15 protein-coding genes are annotated in these 17058 nt (G+C 64.1%); 9 read left to right on the top strand and 6 right to left on the bottom strand.

Annotation, left to right across the window (positions count from 1 at the left end):
- Window positions 1-64 precede the first annotated feature (64 nt).
- Window positions 65-2287: a response regulator gene (locus PVW27_RS07230; RefSeq protein WP_274556415.1), complete on the top strand. Its 2223-nt coding sequence runs from the start codon at window positions 65-67 to the stop codon at window positions 2285-2287.
- A gap of 3 nt (window positions 2288-2290) precedes the next feature.
- On the opposite strand, the gene yaaA is transcribed toward PVW27_RS07230, so the two are convergent.
- From yaaA to PVW27_RS07215, 3 genes are all read right to left on the bottom strand, one after another.
- Window positions 2291-3067 carry a peroxide stress protein YaaA gene (yaaA, locus tag PVW27_RS07225; RefSeq protein WP_274556413.1) on the bottom strand — a complete coding sequence of 259 codons (777 nt, stop codon included), beginning with the start codon at window positions 3065-3067 and terminating at the stop codon, window positions 2291-2293.
- 33 nt (window positions 3068-3100) lie between these two features.
- On the bottom strand, window positions 3101-5140 hold the full coding sequence (gene recQ / locus PVW27_RS07220) for a DNA helicase RecQ (protein ID WP_274556411.1): 2040 nt from the start codon (window positions 5138-5140) through the stop codon (window positions 3101-3103).
- 105 nt (window positions 5141-5245) lie between these two features.
- A complete protein-coding gene (locus PVW27_RS07215; protein ID WP_274556409.1) occupies window positions 5246-5530 on the bottom strand; it encodes a YggT family protein in 285 nt (94 codons plus the stop codon).
- A 141-nt stretch (window positions 5531-5671) separates the two neighbouring features.
- On the opposite strand from PVW27_RS07215, the gene PVW27_RS07210 reads away from it, so the two are divergent.
- From PVW27_RS07210 to PVW27_RS07175, 8 genes are all read left to right on the top strand, one after another.
- Window positions 5672-6220, top strand: coding sequence for an acyl-CoA thioesterase (locus tag PVW27_RS07210; protein WP_274556407.1), 549 nt, complete (start codon window positions 5672-5674; stop codon window positions 6218-6220).
- Between the two features lie 90 nt (window positions 6221-6310).
- Complete coding sequence (locus PVW27_RS07205; protein ID WP_274556405.1) at window positions 6311-7666, top strand: MFS transporter; 1356 nt, start codon at window positions 6311-6313, stop codon at window positions 7664-7666.
- Window positions 7645-8526 (top strand): penicillin-insensitive murein endopeptidase, encoded by an 882-nt coding sequence (gene mepA / locus PVW27_RS07200; protein ID WP_274556403.1) that lies wholly within the window; start codon window positions 7645-7647, stop codon window positions 8524-8526. Before PVW27_RS07205 ends, mepA begins: the two co-directional genes overlap by 22 nt.
- Window positions 8499-9425: an esterase-like activity of phytase family protein gene (locus tag PVW27_RS07195; RefSeq protein ID WP_274556400.1), complete on the top strand. Its 927-nt coding sequence runs from the start codon at window positions 8499-8501 to the stop codon at window positions 9423-9425. Before mepA ends, PVW27_RS07195 begins: the two co-directional genes overlap by 28 nt.
- Before the next feature lie 69 nt (window positions 9426-9494).
- The gene (locus PVW27_RS07190; RefSeq protein ID WP_274556399.1) at window positions 9495-10118 is read left to right on the top strand and encodes a queuosine precursor transporter; all 624 of its coding nucleotides are present in this window, start codon (window positions 9495-9497) and stop codon (window positions 10116-10118) included.
- 280 nt (window positions 10119-10398) lie between these two features.
- The gene (gene arfB, locus PVW27_RS07185; RefSeq protein WP_274556398.1) at window positions 10399-10821 is read left to right on the top strand and encodes an alternative ribosome rescue aminoacyl-tRNA hydrolase ArfB; all 423 of its coding nucleotides are present in this window, start codon (window positions 10399-10401) and stop codon (window positions 10819-10821) included.
- A 127-nt stretch (window positions 10822-10948) separates the two neighbouring features.
- The gene (locus PVW27_RS07180; protein WP_274556451.1) at window positions 10949-12043 is read left to right on the top strand and encodes a carboxynorspermidine decarboxylase; all 1095 of its coding nucleotides are present in this window, start codon (window positions 10949-10951) and stop codon (window positions 12041-12043) included.
- A gap of 64 nt (window positions 12044-12107) precedes the next feature.
- On the top strand, window positions 12108-13346 hold the full coding sequence (locus PVW27_RS07175; RefSeq protein WP_274556397.1) for a saccharopine dehydrogenase family protein: 1239 nt from the start codon (window positions 12108-12110) through the stop codon (window positions 13344-13346).
- Window positions 13347-13355: 9 nt separating this feature from the next.
- On the opposite strand, the gene PVW27_RS07170 is transcribed toward PVW27_RS07175, so the two are convergent.
- The 3 genes from PVW27_RS07170 to PVW27_RS07160 are packed head-to-tail and all read right to left on the bottom strand — an operon-like array spanning window position 13356 to window position 16964.
- Window positions 13356-14021: an ATP-binding cassette domain-containing protein gene (locus PVW27_RS07170; RefSeq protein ID WP_274556396.1), complete on the bottom strand. Its 666-nt coding sequence runs from the start codon at window positions 14019-14021 to the stop codon at window positions 13356-13358.
- A 3-nt stretch (window positions 14022-14024) separates the two neighbouring features.
- On the bottom strand, window positions 14025-15737 hold the full coding sequence (locus PVW27_RS07165; protein WP_274556395.1) for an ABC transporter permease: 1713 nt from the start codon (window positions 15735-15737) through the stop codon (window positions 14025-14027).
- Between the two features lie 15 nt (window positions 15738-15752).
- The gene (locus PVW27_RS07160; RefSeq protein WP_274556394.1) at window positions 15753-16964 is read right to left on the bottom strand and encodes an ABC transporter substrate-binding protein; all 1212 of its coding nucleotides are present in this window, start codon (window positions 16962-16964) and stop codon (window positions 15753-15755) included.
- Between the last annotated feature and the right edge of the window lie 94 nt (window positions 16965-17058).

Genomic DNA, 17058 nt, shown 5'->3' with positions numbered 1-17058 from the left:
TCACCCGCCCCCGCGATGGTAGGCGACGGTGATCCCCTGATTCAACACGATCGAAAGGACCGGCATGAGCCTTGCCAACAAACTGGCTGATGAACGGCGCGCCCGGCTGGCGGCGGAACGCCTGCTGGAACTGAAACAGGCCGAACTCTTCGCGGCCAACCGAAAGCTGGGCCGCCATGCCAAGGCGCTGTCCGACGAAATCCACGAGACGCGCGCACAGGTCCAGACGATCGAGGATGAGAACAGACGCGTCAAATCCGACCTGAGCGAGGCGCATCAGAAGGTCGAGATTGCTGAACGCCGCCTCTGGCATTCCATCGAAACGATACAGGACGGCTTCGCCTTCTTCGATCTGGACGACCGCATGATCGCGGCCAACAATGCCTATCTCTCGGTGTTCGAAGGGCTGGAAGAGGTCAGGCCCGGCGTCACCTATCCCTACCTGCTGCAACTCCTGACGGATGAGGGAATCGTCAACATCGGCACCCACAGCCCCGCCGAATGGCGCGCCATGATGCTGCGCCGATGGGAGGCGCCGTCGCCCGAACCCACGGTGATCCGGCTCTGGAACAACGCCTATATCAAACTCATCGACCAGCGCGGCAAGGGCGGTGACGTGGTCAGCCTCGCGCTGAACATCACCGAAACCATCCGCTATCAGAAAGAACTGAAACAGGCGCGCGAAAGGGCCGAGGCGGCGAACCGGGCCAAGTCCTCGTTCCTGGCCAACATGAGCCACGAGATCCGCACACCCATGAACGGCGTGGTCGGCATGGTGGACCTGTTGGGCGATACCCCCCTGACAGAAGAGCAGCGTCTTTACGTCAACACGATCAAGACCTCGGCCGAGGCGCTTCTGGTCATCATCAACGACGTGCTCGACTATTCCAAGATCGAAGCGGAACGGTTGACCCTGCATCCCGAACCCTTCGATCTGGAACGCGCCATTCACGAGGTGATCCTGCTCCTGCAACCGAGCGCGCGGCAGAAGGGGCTGGAACTTCTGGTGGATTACGACCTCTTCCTGCCCACCATATTCATGGGCGATCCGGGGCGCATCCGGCAGGTGCTGACGAACCTGATCGGCAATGCGGTCAAATTCACCCCGTCGGGACATGTGCTTGTCCGCGTCGTCGGCCTGCAGGCCGAGGGCAGCGCTCAGGGGCAGGTGCATGTCACGGTCGAGGATACCGGGATCGGCATCGCCCCGGACAAGGTCCAGCATGTGTTCGGTGAATTCAATCAGGTCGAGGATGAACACAATCGCCGTTTTGAAGGGACCGGGCTTGGCCTTGCCATCACGCAAAAGCTGATCGGGCTGATGGGCGGGCGGATCTGGGTCGAATCCGAGCTGCGGCGCGGCAGCGTCTTCGGTTTCGTGCTGGCGCTTCCCGTGGTGGACAGCAGCGCAGGCGATCCGGCGCTGATGCGCGCCTCCGCCAGAACAGCCCTGCGGGTTCTGGTGGTCGACCCGGTCGAGGCGAACCGCCAGATCGTGATCCGCCAGATGCAGGCGCTGGGACACCACGTCACCGCCTGCGCCTCGGGCGAGGCGGCACTGACCCATGTGCCCGAAGGCTTCGATCTGATCCTGACGGAACATGCGATGCCCACCATGGACGGTCTCGAACTGGCGCAGGCGGTCCGCGACACCGGGGCCGGGCTGCCGATCCTGCTGATGACCGCCAATTCCGGTTTTGCCGAGCAGGACCCGGCCCATGTTCACCTGCACGCCATCCTGCAAAAGCCGACCGCGCGGCGGCATCTCTTTGCGGCGCTTGACGGGGTCACCGGGCGCGCCGCCCTTCCATCCGTCCCGGCAAAGGCCAAAGGGACCATGCGCCGGATGCGCGTTCTCGCCGCCGAAGATAACCGCACCAACCAGCTTGTGTTCTCGCGCATGCTGCAACATCTGCAAATCGACCTGCGCTTTGCCGCCAACGGGGCCGAGGCCGTGGCCGCCTGCATCGCAGACTGGCCTGATCTGGTTTTCATGGATATTTCCATGCCCGAAATGGACGGCAAGGAAGCAACCCGCCGCCTGCGCGCCGAACAGGCGGCCCGGGGGCGTCCGCATCTGCCCATCGTTGCCATGACGGCCCATGCCATGGATGGCGACCGCGAGGGGATATTGGCGGCCGGGCTGGACGACTATCTGTCCAAACCGCTGCGCAAGGCCGACCTTGTCTCACATGTCCTTGCCCATTGTCCGCCTGATGCGACCGCGCCGCTTGACACGCTGACCACCACGCTGACCGACGCCGAGGATGCGCCCGCCGCCGGGTAAGCCTCAGGCCGCCTTTTCGGCCGCCACCGCCTCGCGCAGGAACACCCAACGGTCACCCTCGCTCAGATCGGGGCGGAAAGCATAGCCGCCGCTGTCGAAATCCTTGATCCCCTCCGGGCTGGTCAGGCGGCGCTGGATGATGAACCGCGCCATCGCGCCGCGCGCCTTCTTGGCGTAGAAGCTGACGATCTTGGCCTCGCCGTTCTTTTCCTCAAGGAAAACAGGCGTGATGACCTGCGGGCGCAGCGTCGACAGGTCCACCGCGCCGAAATATTCCTGACTGGCGCAATTGATCAGCGTATCGGTCCCCAGAACCTCCGCCTGCGCGTTCAACGCCTCCGAGATGCGGGGGCCCCAGTAATCGTAAAGCGTCGCCCCGCGCGGCGTTTTCAACCGGCTCCCCATCTCCAGCCGATACGGCTGGATCGCATCCAGTGGCCGCAACACGCCATACAACCCCGACAGGATCCGCAGGTGATCCTGCGCAAAGGCCATCTCGTCGGCATCCAGCGACCCGGCCTCAAGCCCCTGATAGGTGTCCCCGGCAAAGGCCAAAGCCGCCGGTTTCTCCTCCATGCCGCCGAAATCGCGGAAGCGATCCGCGGTCAGCTTGGCCAGGCTTTCGGAAATCCCCATCAGTTTCTGCAGATCCTTCACGCTCAGATTCCGCGCAATCCGTGCAAGACGATCGGCATCCGTCCCGAAATCGGGCCGGGTCGGCGTCACGCCGGCGACCTCGGTCATGTCCAGTTTCTTCGCGGGCGAGACGGTGATCAGCATTCCATTCCCCTTCCAGGCATCCTTGCCGGTGACTTAGCCCGCATCCCGCAACACGTCCAGAAACGCTGGCCCGAAACGTTCGGCCCGTTTGTCGCCCAAAAGCCGCTCCATCTCGCGCGCATCGCGCGGGCGCAGTTGCGCGACCTTGGCCAGCAAGGCGGCGGAACAACTCAGGGGCTTGTCCACCCCGTCCGATCCACGCGCCAGATCGGCCTGTGCGGCCAGCAAGCGATCATACAACGTGCCCTCCGCTCGCCCCGCGATCTTGCGCCGTGCGGGGTGCATGGTCTCGACCGCGCCGGTGATCACCTCCAGAAACGTCGCGCCATAGCTTTCCAGCTTCTTCGCCCCCACGCCCCCGATCCGCGCCATCGCGTCCAGCGTGGTGGGCCGGGTTTCCGCCATCTCGATCAGCGTCTTGTCGGTGAAAATGACGTAAGCAGGCACCCGCGCCGCCTCGGCCAGCGCGCGCCGCTTGGCCTTGAGCGCCGACAGCAAAGGCGCATCCTCGTCCGACACCAGCGTTTTGACCGCCGGGCGACGGTCGGGCTTTGCGACAGAATCACTCCGCAGCGTGATCGACGCCTCATCCCGCAGGATCGGCCGCGCCGCATCGGTCATCCGCAAGGCCCCGTGGCGTTCGGGATCGGGCCGGATCAGGTCATGCCCCATCATCTGCCGAAAGATCGCCTGCCACTGGGGTCGCGAATAATCCCGTCCCACACCAAAGGTCGGCAGCGCATCATGCCCGCGTTCGCGCACCTTGTCGGTGCTGTTGCCCGTCAGAATGTCGATCAGATGCCCCGCCCCGAACCATTCCTCCGTCCGCAGGATCGCCGACAGCGCCTTGCGCACGGCCAGCGTCCCGTCAAACACCGCGGCCGGACTGTCGCACAGGTCGCAATTCCCGCAAGGCTCCGGCGTCTCGCCGAAATAGCGCAGCAAGGTCTGCCGCCGACATTCCAGCGCCTCGGCCAGACCCAAGAGCGCATTCAACCGCGCATGATCGGCCATCCGCCGATCCGCCGGGGCCAAGCCTTCGTCGATCTGGCTCCGCCGCAGGCGGATGTCGTCGGGGCCATAGAGCGTCAGGGTTTCCGCCGGCGCCCCGTCCCGCCCCGCGCGACCGATTTCCTGATAATAAGCCTCGATCGACTTGGGCAGATCGGCATGGGCGACCCAGCGGATATCCGGCTTGTCGATCCCCATGCCAAAGGCAACCGTCGCCACCACGATCAACCCGTCCTCCTGCTGGAATCGGGTTTCGGTCTGGCGCCGATCCTCGGCCTCCATACCGCCGTGATAATGGCAGGCGCTGTGCCCCGCCTCGCGCAGAGCTTGCGCCAGTGTCTCGGTCTTGGCCCGCGTGCCGCAATAGACGATCCCCGATTGCCCTTTGCGCGCGGCGGCAAAACTCAGGATCTGGCGGCGCGGATTGTCCTTGGCGGCAAAGGCCAGATGGATATTGGGCCGATCAAACCCGCGCAGAAACTTCAGCGGCGCGTTCCCGTCGAACAGCCGCATGACGATCTCGTCCTGCGTTTCCGCATCCGCCGTGGCGGTGAACGCCGCCAGTGGCACATCCAGCGCGCGGCGCAGCGCACCGATGCGCAGATAATCGGGGCGGAAATCATGCCCCCACTGGCTCACGCAATGCGCCTCATCCACCGCGATCAGGCTGACACCGGCCCGCTGCAACATCCCGAAAGACGACTGCGCCGCCAGCCGTTCTGGCGCGATGTAAAGCAGCTTGAGCCGCTTCTCCTCCAGCGCCAGCCAGACGGCATCCGTCTCCTCGGGCGTGTTGCCTGATGTCAGCGCCCCCGCCTCGACCCCCGCCTCGCGCAGGGCGCGCACCTGATCCCGCATCAAGGCGATCAGCGGCGAGATCACGACAGTGACCCCCTCACGCATCAGGGCAGGCAGTTGGAAACACAGGGATTTGCCGCCGCCCGTGGGCATGATGGCCAGCACGTTGCGCCCGGCCGACACAGCCTCCACGATCTCGGCCTGTCCCGGGCGGAACGCGTCGAATCCGAAGATGTCGCGCAGCAGCGGGACGGCGCTTTGCATGGGACCCCCTGTCGGTCTGTCTATATCTGCTCTTTCCCGACTAATCCCACACCATGGGTTGTTGGGCAAGAGGCCGATAGACCCCCGAACAGCAGAAACAGGCGCTTACCCCAGCAAGATCGCCGGCAGGATGAAATCGCGCAGCGATATGACCGCGATGAACGCCACCAGGGGCGCCAGATCCAGCGGGCTTGTGTCGGGCAGAACGCGCCGGATCGGGGTATAGACCGGCTCCAGCACCCGGTTCAGCCCGGTCCAGAGTTGATAGACGAATTGCTGGTTCAGGTTCAGCACCTGAAAATTGATCAGCCAGCTCATGATGATATGGGCCAGCATGATGAAGAAGACCACATCAAGGATCAGGGCAAGGGTCTGGTAAAGGGCAATCATCCGTCTCGGTCCTCTGTTGGGCGCTCCACAGGTAAGCGCAAGCCGCTCCGCTGGCAAGGTCTGCCCGCCTTTGCCGCGACGTTGCGGTTGACGACCCGTCACCCACGCCAGACAAGCAGGCACCCGTCAGGAGGCCCGCCCATGTATCCCGTCATCCGCCTCGTCACCGAATTCATCCGCTTCCGCCGTGCACCCGCGCTGCCTTTGACCGGCACTCATGTCTCGCGCCACATGTGCCTGCCCTGGGATATCGACCTGTGGATGGAACTGAACAACGGCCGCACCCTCACGCTTTATGATCTGGGCCGTCTGCCGCTGGCCAAGCGCGCCGGGCTGATCGGCGCGATGAAGCGCAACGGCTGGGGCCTGACCATGGCGGGGGCCTGCGTGCGTTACCGCCGCCGCATCCGCATGTTCGAGGTGGTCGAGATGCGCTCCCGCGCGCTGTGCTGGGATGCGCGCTTCATCTATCTGGAACAATCCATGTGGAAGGCCAACGGCGATTGCGCCAATCACATCGTCTACCGTGCCGCTTTGACGGATCACAGCGGGATCGTTCCCCCCGAAAAGGCCGTCCGCGCCATCGCGGGGAATGTCGCCTCACCGCCCATTCCGGCCTGGATCGCCGCCTGGATCGCGGCCGAGGATCTGCGTCCATGGCCCCCGATGCAGGACACAGCGCAGGGTTGAGGCCGGGTCCGCGACGATTGACTTGCCACTGTCATGATTTGGCTGTCTTATCCCGAAAAAGGCCCGTGAACGGCCGAAGAGGGGGACGGTATGACAGCGATTTCCATGCGGCGGCGCATCTGGGGCTGGTTCTTCTTCGACTGGGCCAGCCAGCCTTACAACACGCTTCTGATCACCTTCATCTTCGCGCCCTATGTCAAGGAACTGATGGGCGATGGCACAGCCGCGCAATCCGCTTGGGGTTTCGGCATCGGCGCGGCAGGTTTCATTATCGCCGTGCTGGCCCCGTTCCTTGGTGCGCTGGCCGATACATCGGGCAATCGGCTGCGCTATATCTGGCTGTTTTCCGTCATGTATGTGATCGGTGCCTTCGGCCTGTGGTGGGCGGCCCCCGATGATTTCAACCTGATCCTGACGCTGGTATTCTTTGCGATCGGCATGATCGGGATGGAGTTCGCGACGATCTTCACCAACTCCATGCTCCCCGATCTTGGCCCGCGCGATCAGATCGGGCGGTTGTCCGGCAACGGCTGGGCCTTCGGCTATCTGGGCGGCATGGTCACGCTGATCATCATGCTGGCCTTCCTTGCCGAAAGCGCCACCACCGGCAAGACTTTCATCGGCATCGACCCGATCCTCGGCCTTGACGCCAGCGAACGCGAAGGCACCCGCGCTGTCGGCCCGCTGACCGCGATCTGGTATATGGTCTTCATGATCCCCTTCTTCCTCTGGGTGCGCGATCCGAAACCCGCCCGCGCCGCGCCCGGTGCCGTCAAGCGCGCCCTGTCCGAAGTGGTCACGACCATCCGCGCCCTGCCGCAGACGCCATCCCTCTTCGCCTATCTGGCGTCCTCGATGTTCTATCGCGATGCGCTGAACGGGATGTATGTGTTCGGCGGCATCTATGCCGCAGGTGTGCTGGAATGGTCGGTGGTCGATACCGGCGTCTTCGGCATCGTCGCCATCATCTCGGGCACGATCTTCGCCTGGATCGGCGGCATGGCGGATGACCGTTTCGGGCCGAAAAGGGTGATCCGCGCCTGCATCCTGATCCTGACTTTCGTGGCCATTTCCATCGTCTTTGTCTCGCGCGACAGCGTCTACGGCATGCCGGTCGACCCTGGCTCCAATCTGCCCGACATTACCTTCTACATCCTCGGCGCACTGATCGGCGCGGCGGGTGGCGTCATTCAGGCAGCCTCCCGCACGATGATGGTCCGTCAGGCCAACCCCGACAAGATGACCGAGGCTTTCGGCCTCTACGCCCTCGCCGGCAAGGCCACCTCCTTCCTCGCGCCGCTCTCGATCGGGATCATGACAGCCGTCACGCAAAGCCAGCAACTCGGCGTGACACCGCTGATCGTGCTTTTCCTTCTGGGCCTGTTCTTGCTAGGCTGGGTGAAACCGGATGGAGATGGCAAAGCATGGGCCGCGCGCACACCCTGACACTGACGATATCCCTGTTCCTCAGTCTCGTGCTGGCTGGTGAGGCGGCCGCGCAGGCCGCCAAGCAGTTGTTCGGAGCGCAGAAAACAGCCGCCGCAGCGCAACCCGCGCCCTTTGGCGGTTATTCCAAGGGCTGTATCGCAGGGGCCATGCAACTGCCCGAAACCGGGCCGACATGGCAGGCGATGCGCCTGTCGCGCAACCGCAACTGGGGCCATCCCGAAACGATTGATTTCCTGATGGACCTGTCCGGCTTCGCCGCGCGCCTGCCCGGCTGGCAGGGGCTCTATATCGGAGATATCAGCCAGCCGCGCGGCGGACCGATGCTGACGGGCCACGCCAGCCACCAGATCGGCCTGGACGCCGATATCTGGATGCTGCCGCCCAACCGCCTGAACCTGACCCGCAACGAGCGTGAGAACATCTCCTCGATTTCCTTGCGCCGGGCCGAGGGTGCCTATGTCAACAACCAGTGGACCCGCCAGCATCACGAGGTGATCAAGGCCGCAGCCTCTGACCCCCGCGTGGCGCGGATCTTCGTCTTTCCCGGTGCCAAGGTGCAGATGTGCAAGGATGAAGGCGGCGATCGCGCCTATCTGCGCAAGATCCGGCCTTGGTATGGCCATCACTACCATTTCCACGTCCGACTGAACTGCCCGCGCGGCGCGCGCGGTTGCCTCGATCAGGACACGCCGCCCCCCGGTGACGGTTGCGCCGAGGCGCAGGAATGGGTCAACAACATCCTGAACCCGCCGCCGGCCAAGCCGCGCGATCCCAACGCCCCTGCACCCCGTCCGCGACGAGATCTGACGCTCGCCGATCTGCCCGAACAATGCGCCGCCGTCTTGCGCTCGCGCTAGGCGCGGTCGCGGCGGTCGGTCTGGGGCTTGGTCTTGCAACCGATGCCGGACAGCCGGGCGTCGCGACCTATCTGGGCAGCTATCGCTGGCATATGGATGATCCGGTCTTCGGCGGCTTTTCGGCCATCGACCTCGATCAGGACGGTCTGACCTTCCTTGCCCTCACCGACAGGGGGCATGCGGTCAATGGCCAGTTGCAGCGCAATGACAGCGGGCGGATCACCGGGATCACCGCCCGCCCATTCCTGCTGTTGCAGGATGTCGAAGGGGCACCGCTGAAGAAACGCACCGCCGATTCCGAGGGTCTGGCCCTCGCCCCCCAAGGCGGGTTCTACGTCTCCTTCGAAGCGCATCATCGCGTCCGCTACTATCCGGGCGCCGACCGGCCTGCCATCCGCATCGCCTCGCATCCCGATTTCGCCGGGATGCAGCTCAATTCATCGCTCGAAGCGCTCGCCATCGACGCGCGCGGGCATCTGTTCACCATCCCCGAACGCTCTGGTGCGCTGGACCGGCCCTTTCCGGTCTACCGCTTTGACGGGCAGGGTTGGGACATCCCCTTCCGCATCCCCCGCAGCGGGGCTTTCCTGCCGGTCGGCGCGGATTTCGGCCCCGATGGCTGGCTCTATCTCCTCGAACGCGCACTGACCGGGCCAGGCTTCCGCACCCGCCTGCGCCGCTTCGACGTGACCGGCGATCAGTTGCTGGCCGAGGAGATGCTGCTCCAGACCCGCACCCGACAGCATGACAACCTTGAAGGTCTGACGGTTTGGCAAGACGGGCAGGGGCGCATCCGCCTCACCATGATCTCGGATGACAACTTCAAATTCTTCCAGCGCACCGAGATCGTGGAATACGCCGTCGCACCACCCCTTGCCAGCCCGCTGGACAAAGAGTAAACGGCGATCCTCATTCATCTGCCCCCACCGGGGCCAAGTCGCCGCAACCTTGTCAAAACGGGCACCAACATGAACCGCACCCATCTTCCCGGCATCCTTGCCATGGCCGCCATCGTCGTGGCCTCGAACATCCTTGTCCAGTTCCTCTTCGGCCAATGGCTGACATGGGGCGCCTTCACCTATCCGCTCGCCTTTCTGGTGACCGACGTGATGAACCGCGTCTATGGCGCAGGCCCCGCCCGCCGCGTCGTGTTCGTGGGCTTCGTCGTGGGCGTCCTCTGCTCGCTGATCGGCACACAGATCATGGGCGAATTCGGTCCGCTTGTGACACTCCGCATCGCCATCGGATCGGGCCTTGCCTTCCTGACCGCGCAACTGCTGGACGTCGCAATTTTCGACCGTCTCCGCGCGGGCCGCTGGTGGCGCGCGCCGCTGGCCTCGACCCTTGTCGGCTCGACCGTCGATACTGCGCTGTTCTTCACCATCGCCTTTTCGGCCAGCCTGTCCTTCATCGAACCCGGCAATGACGTGTCCTGGGCTGGTGAGGTGCTGCCGCTTCTGGGCGTCGGCCCCATGGTGCCGCTCTGGGTGTCGCTGGCCGTGGCCGACTGGAGCGTCAAACTTCTGCTCGCTTTAGTGGCACTTGTGCCCTTCCGCATCATCGTGGGGGCACTGACCCCGCGCACCACATGATTTTGTTTTTGACATCTGCTGATTTTGTGGCAACCTGATCTCAGGCGAAACAATTGAAAGGAGGTGCTCTAGTGTCTAACGGGATATTGGAGAGAGGTGTCGGAACAGTTCGGGGGACGCAGTCCTGAGGCAGCCCTCGGGGGATGCAACATCCGAATTGGTGAGAGCCTAACCGGCCCCACCTCCGTAAATCTCAGAGGGCCATCCGCAAGGGTGGCCCTTTCTGTTTGCCTCCCATCCGCGCTATGGTCCGGGGCAACATCACAAGGAACGGGCGGTCATGCTGCGGATCACCGACGACATCGGCATCGAGGATTGGGAACTGACCGAACAGTTCATCCGCGCCAGCGGTCCGGGCGGGCAGAACGTGAACAAGGTCTCCTCCGCCGTCGAATTGCGGTTCGAGGCGGAACGCTCCCCCAACCTGCCGTTGCCCGTGAAAACCCGTCTGCGGCGTCTGGCCGGGCGGCGCTGGACCAAGGACGGGGCCATCGTCCTGCAAGTCGATGAAACCCGCAGTCAGGTCCGCAACCGCGAAATCGCCCGCGACCGTCTGGCCGAGCTGATCCGCGCCGCGCTCGTCGCCCCCAAGCGTCGGGTAGCGACCAAACCCACCTTCGGATCGGTCAAGCGCCGCATCAAGGCCAAGAAGGTGCGCGGCGAGGTGAAGGCCATGCGCGGCAAGGTTGAAGGCGAGGAGTGACCGCCCCACGCGGCCCCGTCATCAGGTTTTCACTTGATACGCCGGGCGATTGGCCCTATCCACCCGCTTCCTGTTGAAGTCCCGCCCTGCCACCGGCAGGCCGCCACGCATGGGGGAAGGCACGATGCTGCACACGCCTTACTACCTGATCGACAAGGCACATCTGCTGCCCAATCTGGAAAAGATCGCCCACCTGCGCGAGGCGTCAGGCGCCAAGGCGCTTCTGGCGCTCAAATGTTTCGCCACATGGTCGGTCTTCGACATGATGTCCGAGTATATGGACGGCACCACCTCGAGTTCGCTTTTTGAAGTGAAGCTGGGCCGCGAGAAATTCCCCGGCGAAACCCACGCCTATTCCGTGGCTTGGGCCGATCACGAGATTGACGAGGTTCTGGCCAATTCCGACAAGGTGATCTTCAACACCGCCGGACAGTTGACCCGCTTTGAAGAGGTCAGCCGCGGCCACACCCGCGGCCTGCGCGTCAATCCCGGCGTCTCCACCTCCAGCTTCGATCTGGCCGACCCCGCGCGCCCCTTCAGCCGTCTGGGTGAACATGACCCCGCCGTGATCGCGCCCGTGCTGGATCAGATCAGCGGCTTCATGTTCCACAACAACTGCGAAAACGCCGATTTCGACCGCTTCGACGCGATGCTGGGCAGCATCGAACAACGTTTCGGCCATCTGATCCGCAAGATGGAGTGGATTTCGCTTGGCGGCGGCATCCATTTCACCGGCGAAGGTTATCCCCTTGACCGTCTGGCCGAACGCCTCAAGCGCTTCGCAGGCCAGAACGAGGTGCAGGTCTATCTGGAACCCGGCGAGGCGGCGATCACCAAATCGACCACGCTGGAACTGACTGTTCTGGACACGCTCTACAACGGCAAGAACCTCGCCATCGTCGACAGCTCGATCGAGGCGCATATGCTCGACCTCTTGATCTACCGCGAAAGCGCCAAGGTCAGCCCCAACGCGGGCCCCGAGGAATGGATGATCTGCGGCAAATCCTGTCTGGCGGGTGACATCTTCGGCGAATTCCGCTTTGCAAAGGCGCTGAAACCCGGCGACCGGATCAGTATTCAGGACGCCGCCGGTTACACGATGGTCAAGAAGAACTGGTTCAACGGCGTCAAGATGCCCGCCATCGCCATCCGCGAGCTGGACGGGACCGAGCGCCTTGTGCGCGATTTCGGCTACGACGATTTCGTCGCCGCCCTCTCGTGATCGCCCGCGCCGCGGTATGGCGCTTTTCCTGCAACTGGAACCTTAAAGGAGGTCTGGTGACACCATGAAACGCAACGTGCTTATCATCGGCGCCGGTGGCGTGGCTCAGGTCGTGGCGCATAAATGCGCGCAGAACAATGATGTGCTGGGCGATCTGCATATCGCCAGTCGCACGGTCGCGAAATGTCAGGCGATCCTCGACTCGGTGCATGAAAAATCCGCGATGAAACAGCCGGGCGTGTTCAAGGCCCATGCGCTTGACGCGATGGACTCGGCCGCCGTGGCCCAACTGATCCGCGATACGGGCTGCCAGATCGTGATCAACGTGGGCTCGCCCTTCGTGAACATGACCGTGTTGCAAGCCTGCATCGAAACCGGTGCCGCCTATATGGACACGGCCATTCACGAAGACCCCGCCAAGATCTGCGAAACACCGCCATGGTATGGCAATTACGAATGGAAACGCCGCGAAGCCTGCGAAAAGGCTGGCGTCACCGCCATCCTCGGCATCGGTTTCGATCCCGGCGTGGTCAATGCCTATGCCCGTCTGGCCGCCGACGATTACATGGACAGCGTCACCTCCATCGACATCGTGGACATCAACGCAGGCTCGCATGGCCGCTGGTTCTCTACCAATTTCGACCCGGAAATCAACTTCCGCGAATTCACAGGCACCGTCTACAGCTGGCAGAACGGCGCATGGCAGACCAACACAATGTTCGAGGTTGGCCGCGAATGGGACCTGCCCGTCGTCGGCAAGCAGAAAGCCTATATGACCGGCCATGACGAGGTGCACTCGCTGGCCGCCAATTACCCGGATGCCGATGTGCGCTTCTGGATGGGCTTTGGCGATCACTACATCAATGTCTTTACCGTGTTGAAAAACCTTGGCCTTCTGTCCGAACAGCCGGTGAAAACCGCCGAAGGGCTGGAAGTGATCCCCCTCAAGGTGGTCAAGGCCGTTCTGCCCGACCCCTCCAGCCTTGCTCCTGATTACACCGGCAAGACCTGCATCGGCGATCTGGTCAAAGGTCTGAAAGACGGCAAAGAGGTGGAAGTGTTCATCTACAACGTCGCCGACCACAAAGACGCCTATAACGAGGTGGGCAGCCAAGGCATTTCCTACACCGCAGGCGTGCCCCCCGTCGCCGCCGCGATGCTGATCGCGAACGGCACATGGGACACCGGCACGATGGTCAATGTCGAGGAACTGGACCCCAAACCCTTCCTGACCCTTCTCGACCAGATCGGCCTGCCCACCCGCGTCAAGGATGCGGCGGGCGACCGGCCCTGGAACGCCTGAACCGACAGGTCAGGCAGGCCGCCCGGTCTGCCTGACCTCGCCAAGGGGCGAGATCACCTTGCCCCCCGCCGCCACCGCATCCTCCAGATCATGTGTCACAAGGATCGCCGGAATCCCCTCGGCCCGCACCCGGCCAAAGACGAAATCCCGCATCTGCCGCCGCAAATCCGCATCCAGCCGGGAAAACGGCTCATCCAGCAACAGCGCACGCGGCGCGCTTAGCAGGCAGCGCATCAAAGCGACCCGCGCGCGTTGTCCGCCCGACAATGTCGCCGGATCACGCCCCGCGAAACCAGCCAGTTCCGCCGCCTCCAGCGCGGCGTCGATCCGCGCTTGCCGCGCCGCACGGCCCTTGACCGTCGAGGGCAGGGCAAAGGCCAGATTCTCCCCCACGGACAGATGCGGAAACAGCAGATCATCCTGAAACAAAAGGCCAATCCGCCGCGCCTCAGGTCCCAGCCCGCTCAGGTCGCGCCCGTCCAGCCGCACCCGTCCGCTTACGTCAAAGCCCGGATCAGGTCGCCCGATCAGCACCGACAAAAGCGTCGATTTCCCCGACCCCGATGGCCCCATCACGCTCAGGACCTCGCCCGGCGCCACCGTCTGATGCAGATCGACCAACCGCCTGTCGCCCAGCGTGATCGTCAGGTGATCCAGTTCCAACCCCGCCGCCATCGCCTACCCCCTGTCCAACACGCCACGCCGGTTGCGAAACACCACCGCCGGCAGCGCCAGCGCCAGCGCGAACCCCAGCAGCGGCAACACCGTCTGCGACAGCGCATAAACCCCGATCAGCCGCCGGTCACCCCCAGATGACAGGGCCACCGCCTCGGTCGTCAGGGTGCTCACGCGCCCCATCCCGATCAAGAGCGTCGGCAGATATTGCCCCACCGACACGGCAAACCCCACCGCCGCCGCCACCAGCACCGGCCGCAGCAGCATCGGCAGACGCACCCGCCACAGGACACGCTCCGCCCCGGCGCCAAGGCTGGCCGCCACCAACCCTTGCCGCGCATCCCAGGACCGCCACGGGTCGGACAGCGACAGAAACACATAGGGCAGCACGAAAATCACATGGGACGCGATCACCGCCGCCCGCGCGCCGGTCCATCCCGTTCCAATCGCAAGGGTTTGCAACCCGATCAGAAAGGTCGCCTGCGGCACGATCAACGGCAGATACAGCAACCACAGCGCCCGCGTGGAAGGCCGCAGCCCGTGGCGATACTCGGCCTCAAGGCAGGCGACGGTCAGGATCAGACTGATCCCCGTGGCCACCGCGCCGATCACCGCCGTTTCCACCGCGATCCGCGCCAGACCATCCCCTTGCCGCGCCCAGTTGCGCCATGTGAACTGATCCGGCAGCAGGTCGGGAAAGGTCCAGAAGCCCGCAACCGACCACACCGCCAGCCCCAGAATCCCCAAACCCACCGCCAGTGCCATGATCAGCGCCAGCGCCATCGCAAGCGCCCGCATCGCGCCATCCCGCGCCATCCGGTGCCCCATCCGCACACAGGCACAGCCCAGCCGCGCGACCACATGCTCGCCCAGCCGCCACATCAGCAGAACGCCCAAAATCAACCCCAGTTGCAGCACCGCCCCCGCCGCCGCCTGAAACCGCAGGCCTAGATCGGGGTCCGACAGCCACTCCAACACCTGCACCGCCAGCGTTGACGGCCGTGTCGGGCCAAGGATCAGCGCCACGTCAATGACCGAACAGGAATAGGCCAGCACCGCATAGACGGGCAGGCGGATCTGCACATAGAGCCTTGGAAACACGGTCAGAACCCAACCCGCCATGCGCCCGTATCCCATCGTCTGCGCCAACAGGACCGACCGCCGCGCCGGCACCTGCCCCAGTGCCGCCAGCGTCATCAGCAGCAGAAAGGGCACTTCCTTGACCACCAGCCCCGCCATCAGCGACAGCCCCAAGGGGTCCTGCGTGATCAGAAGGTCCGGCGGCCTTTCCCATCCTGTGGCCCAAGGCGACAGCCCCCGCGCGATCCAGCCGGATGGAGCGATCAGAAAGGCCAGCCCGAATGCCGCCGCCGCGTGGGGCACCGACAACAAGGGTGACAAGGCCCGTTCGATCAGCCCGAAACTGCTCGTCCCTTGCCAGGCCGCGCAGATCATGACCGTGATCAGCAGCGACACCGCCGTCGCCCCCAGCCCGGTGAACAGGCTCAGCCACACCGCATCCGGCAATCCGGGCCAGGCCAGCAAAGCGCGCCACGGCCCCAGTGACAGCGACTCGCCACCCAATGCCGGAAACCAGCCAAAGGCCGGGGCCAGCACCCCGGCCAGCCCCGCACCCACGGGCACCAGCAGCACCGCAAGGGTCAGCAGCGGTGCCAGCGGCAAAAGCGTGACCCGGTTCCTCGGAATGGCAGGCACCGGACCGCGCCGCCCTTATTGCGCCACGCCGAAGCGCGCCTCCCAATCGGTGGCGATGCGCTGCATCCAGCTGGGATGCGGCTCGGGCAGGGCAGGGCCAAGATCGGCGGGTGACAGAGTCGCGACCCCCAGATCCAGCGCCGCGAACCGTGCCGCATCCTCGGCCGAAAGCTTGCCCATCGACAGAACCGTCGGCGTGCCCATAACGGCGGCATCCTGCTTGTGCAACTGCGCCTCGACCGACATCAGGTAATTGGCCACGACCATCGCGCCTGCCTTGGCATTGGCATTGAACGGAATTGCCAGGAAACTCGCGTTCCCGATCGTGCCCCCGTCCAGAACCATGCTCCTCACCGTGTCGGGCAACTCGAAATTCGCAATCGCCGCCGAGGCTTCACCGGGGCTGAAGGAAATCGCGATGTCGATCTCGCCATCCGCCATCAACTGCCGCTGTGCCGGGCCGTTCTGGGGATAGGCTTTGCCCTCGCGCCACAGGCCGGGCGTCAGCGCGGTGATATACTCCCACAATGGGGCCGTCACGGCCTCGTAATTGGCCTCTTCCACAGGGGCGTAAAGCGGATCACGATCCGTCACCAGTTCCAGCAGCGCCTGTTTCAGAAAGGTCGTGCCCAGAAAATCAGGCGGCTGCGGATAGGTGAAGCGCCCCGGATTGGCCTGAGTCCAGTCCAGAAACTCCAGCATGGTGCGCGGCGGTGCGGCCACGCGGGCGCTGTCATAATAGAACACAACCCGCGCCATGCTCCACGGTGCTTCCAGCCCCTCGACCGGCACGGTGAAATCCTCGATCAAAGCCGGATTCTCTTCGGGATCGACCAGCGCCCAGTTCGGGATATCCTCGGACCACGGCCCGAACAGCAACCCGTTCTCCTTCATCGCGGCGAAATTCGCCCCGTTGATCCAGATCAGGTCGATCGACCCGCCCGTCGTCTGGCCCGCCGCCTTTTCGCTGACAACGGTGCTGACGGCGGTCGCGGTGTCCGACAGCTTCACATGCTCCAGCGTGACGCCGAAATTGTCCTTCACCTGCTGACCGGCCCAGGCGATATAATCATTGGTGCGCGGATCACCGCCCCAGGCGTTCCAATAGACCGTCTGCCCCCGCGCCTCCTCCAGCACGGCATCCCAGTCTTTCGGATCAGGCTCGGCAAATGCGGGCAGGGCAAGGCCCGCGGCAAGGGCGACAAGGGCGGTCAGTCTGGCAATCATGAAGTGTCTCTTTTCCCTAAACGGCCTCTGACGGGCCATGCCATCCGAGAAACACCGCCCCGCGCCATGTCGTCAACCGCGACCTTTACACAAT

Origin of the sequence: Seohaeicola sp. 4SK31 (assembly GCF_028802875.1) — a bacterium.
Taxonomy (GTDB): domain Bacteria; phylum Pseudomonadota; class Alphaproteobacteria; order Rhodobacterales; family Rhodobacteraceae; genus Seohaeicola.
The sequence above is the reverse complement of the archived record's forward strand: the minus strand, read 5'-3'. Positions and strand labels throughout refer to the sequence as shown.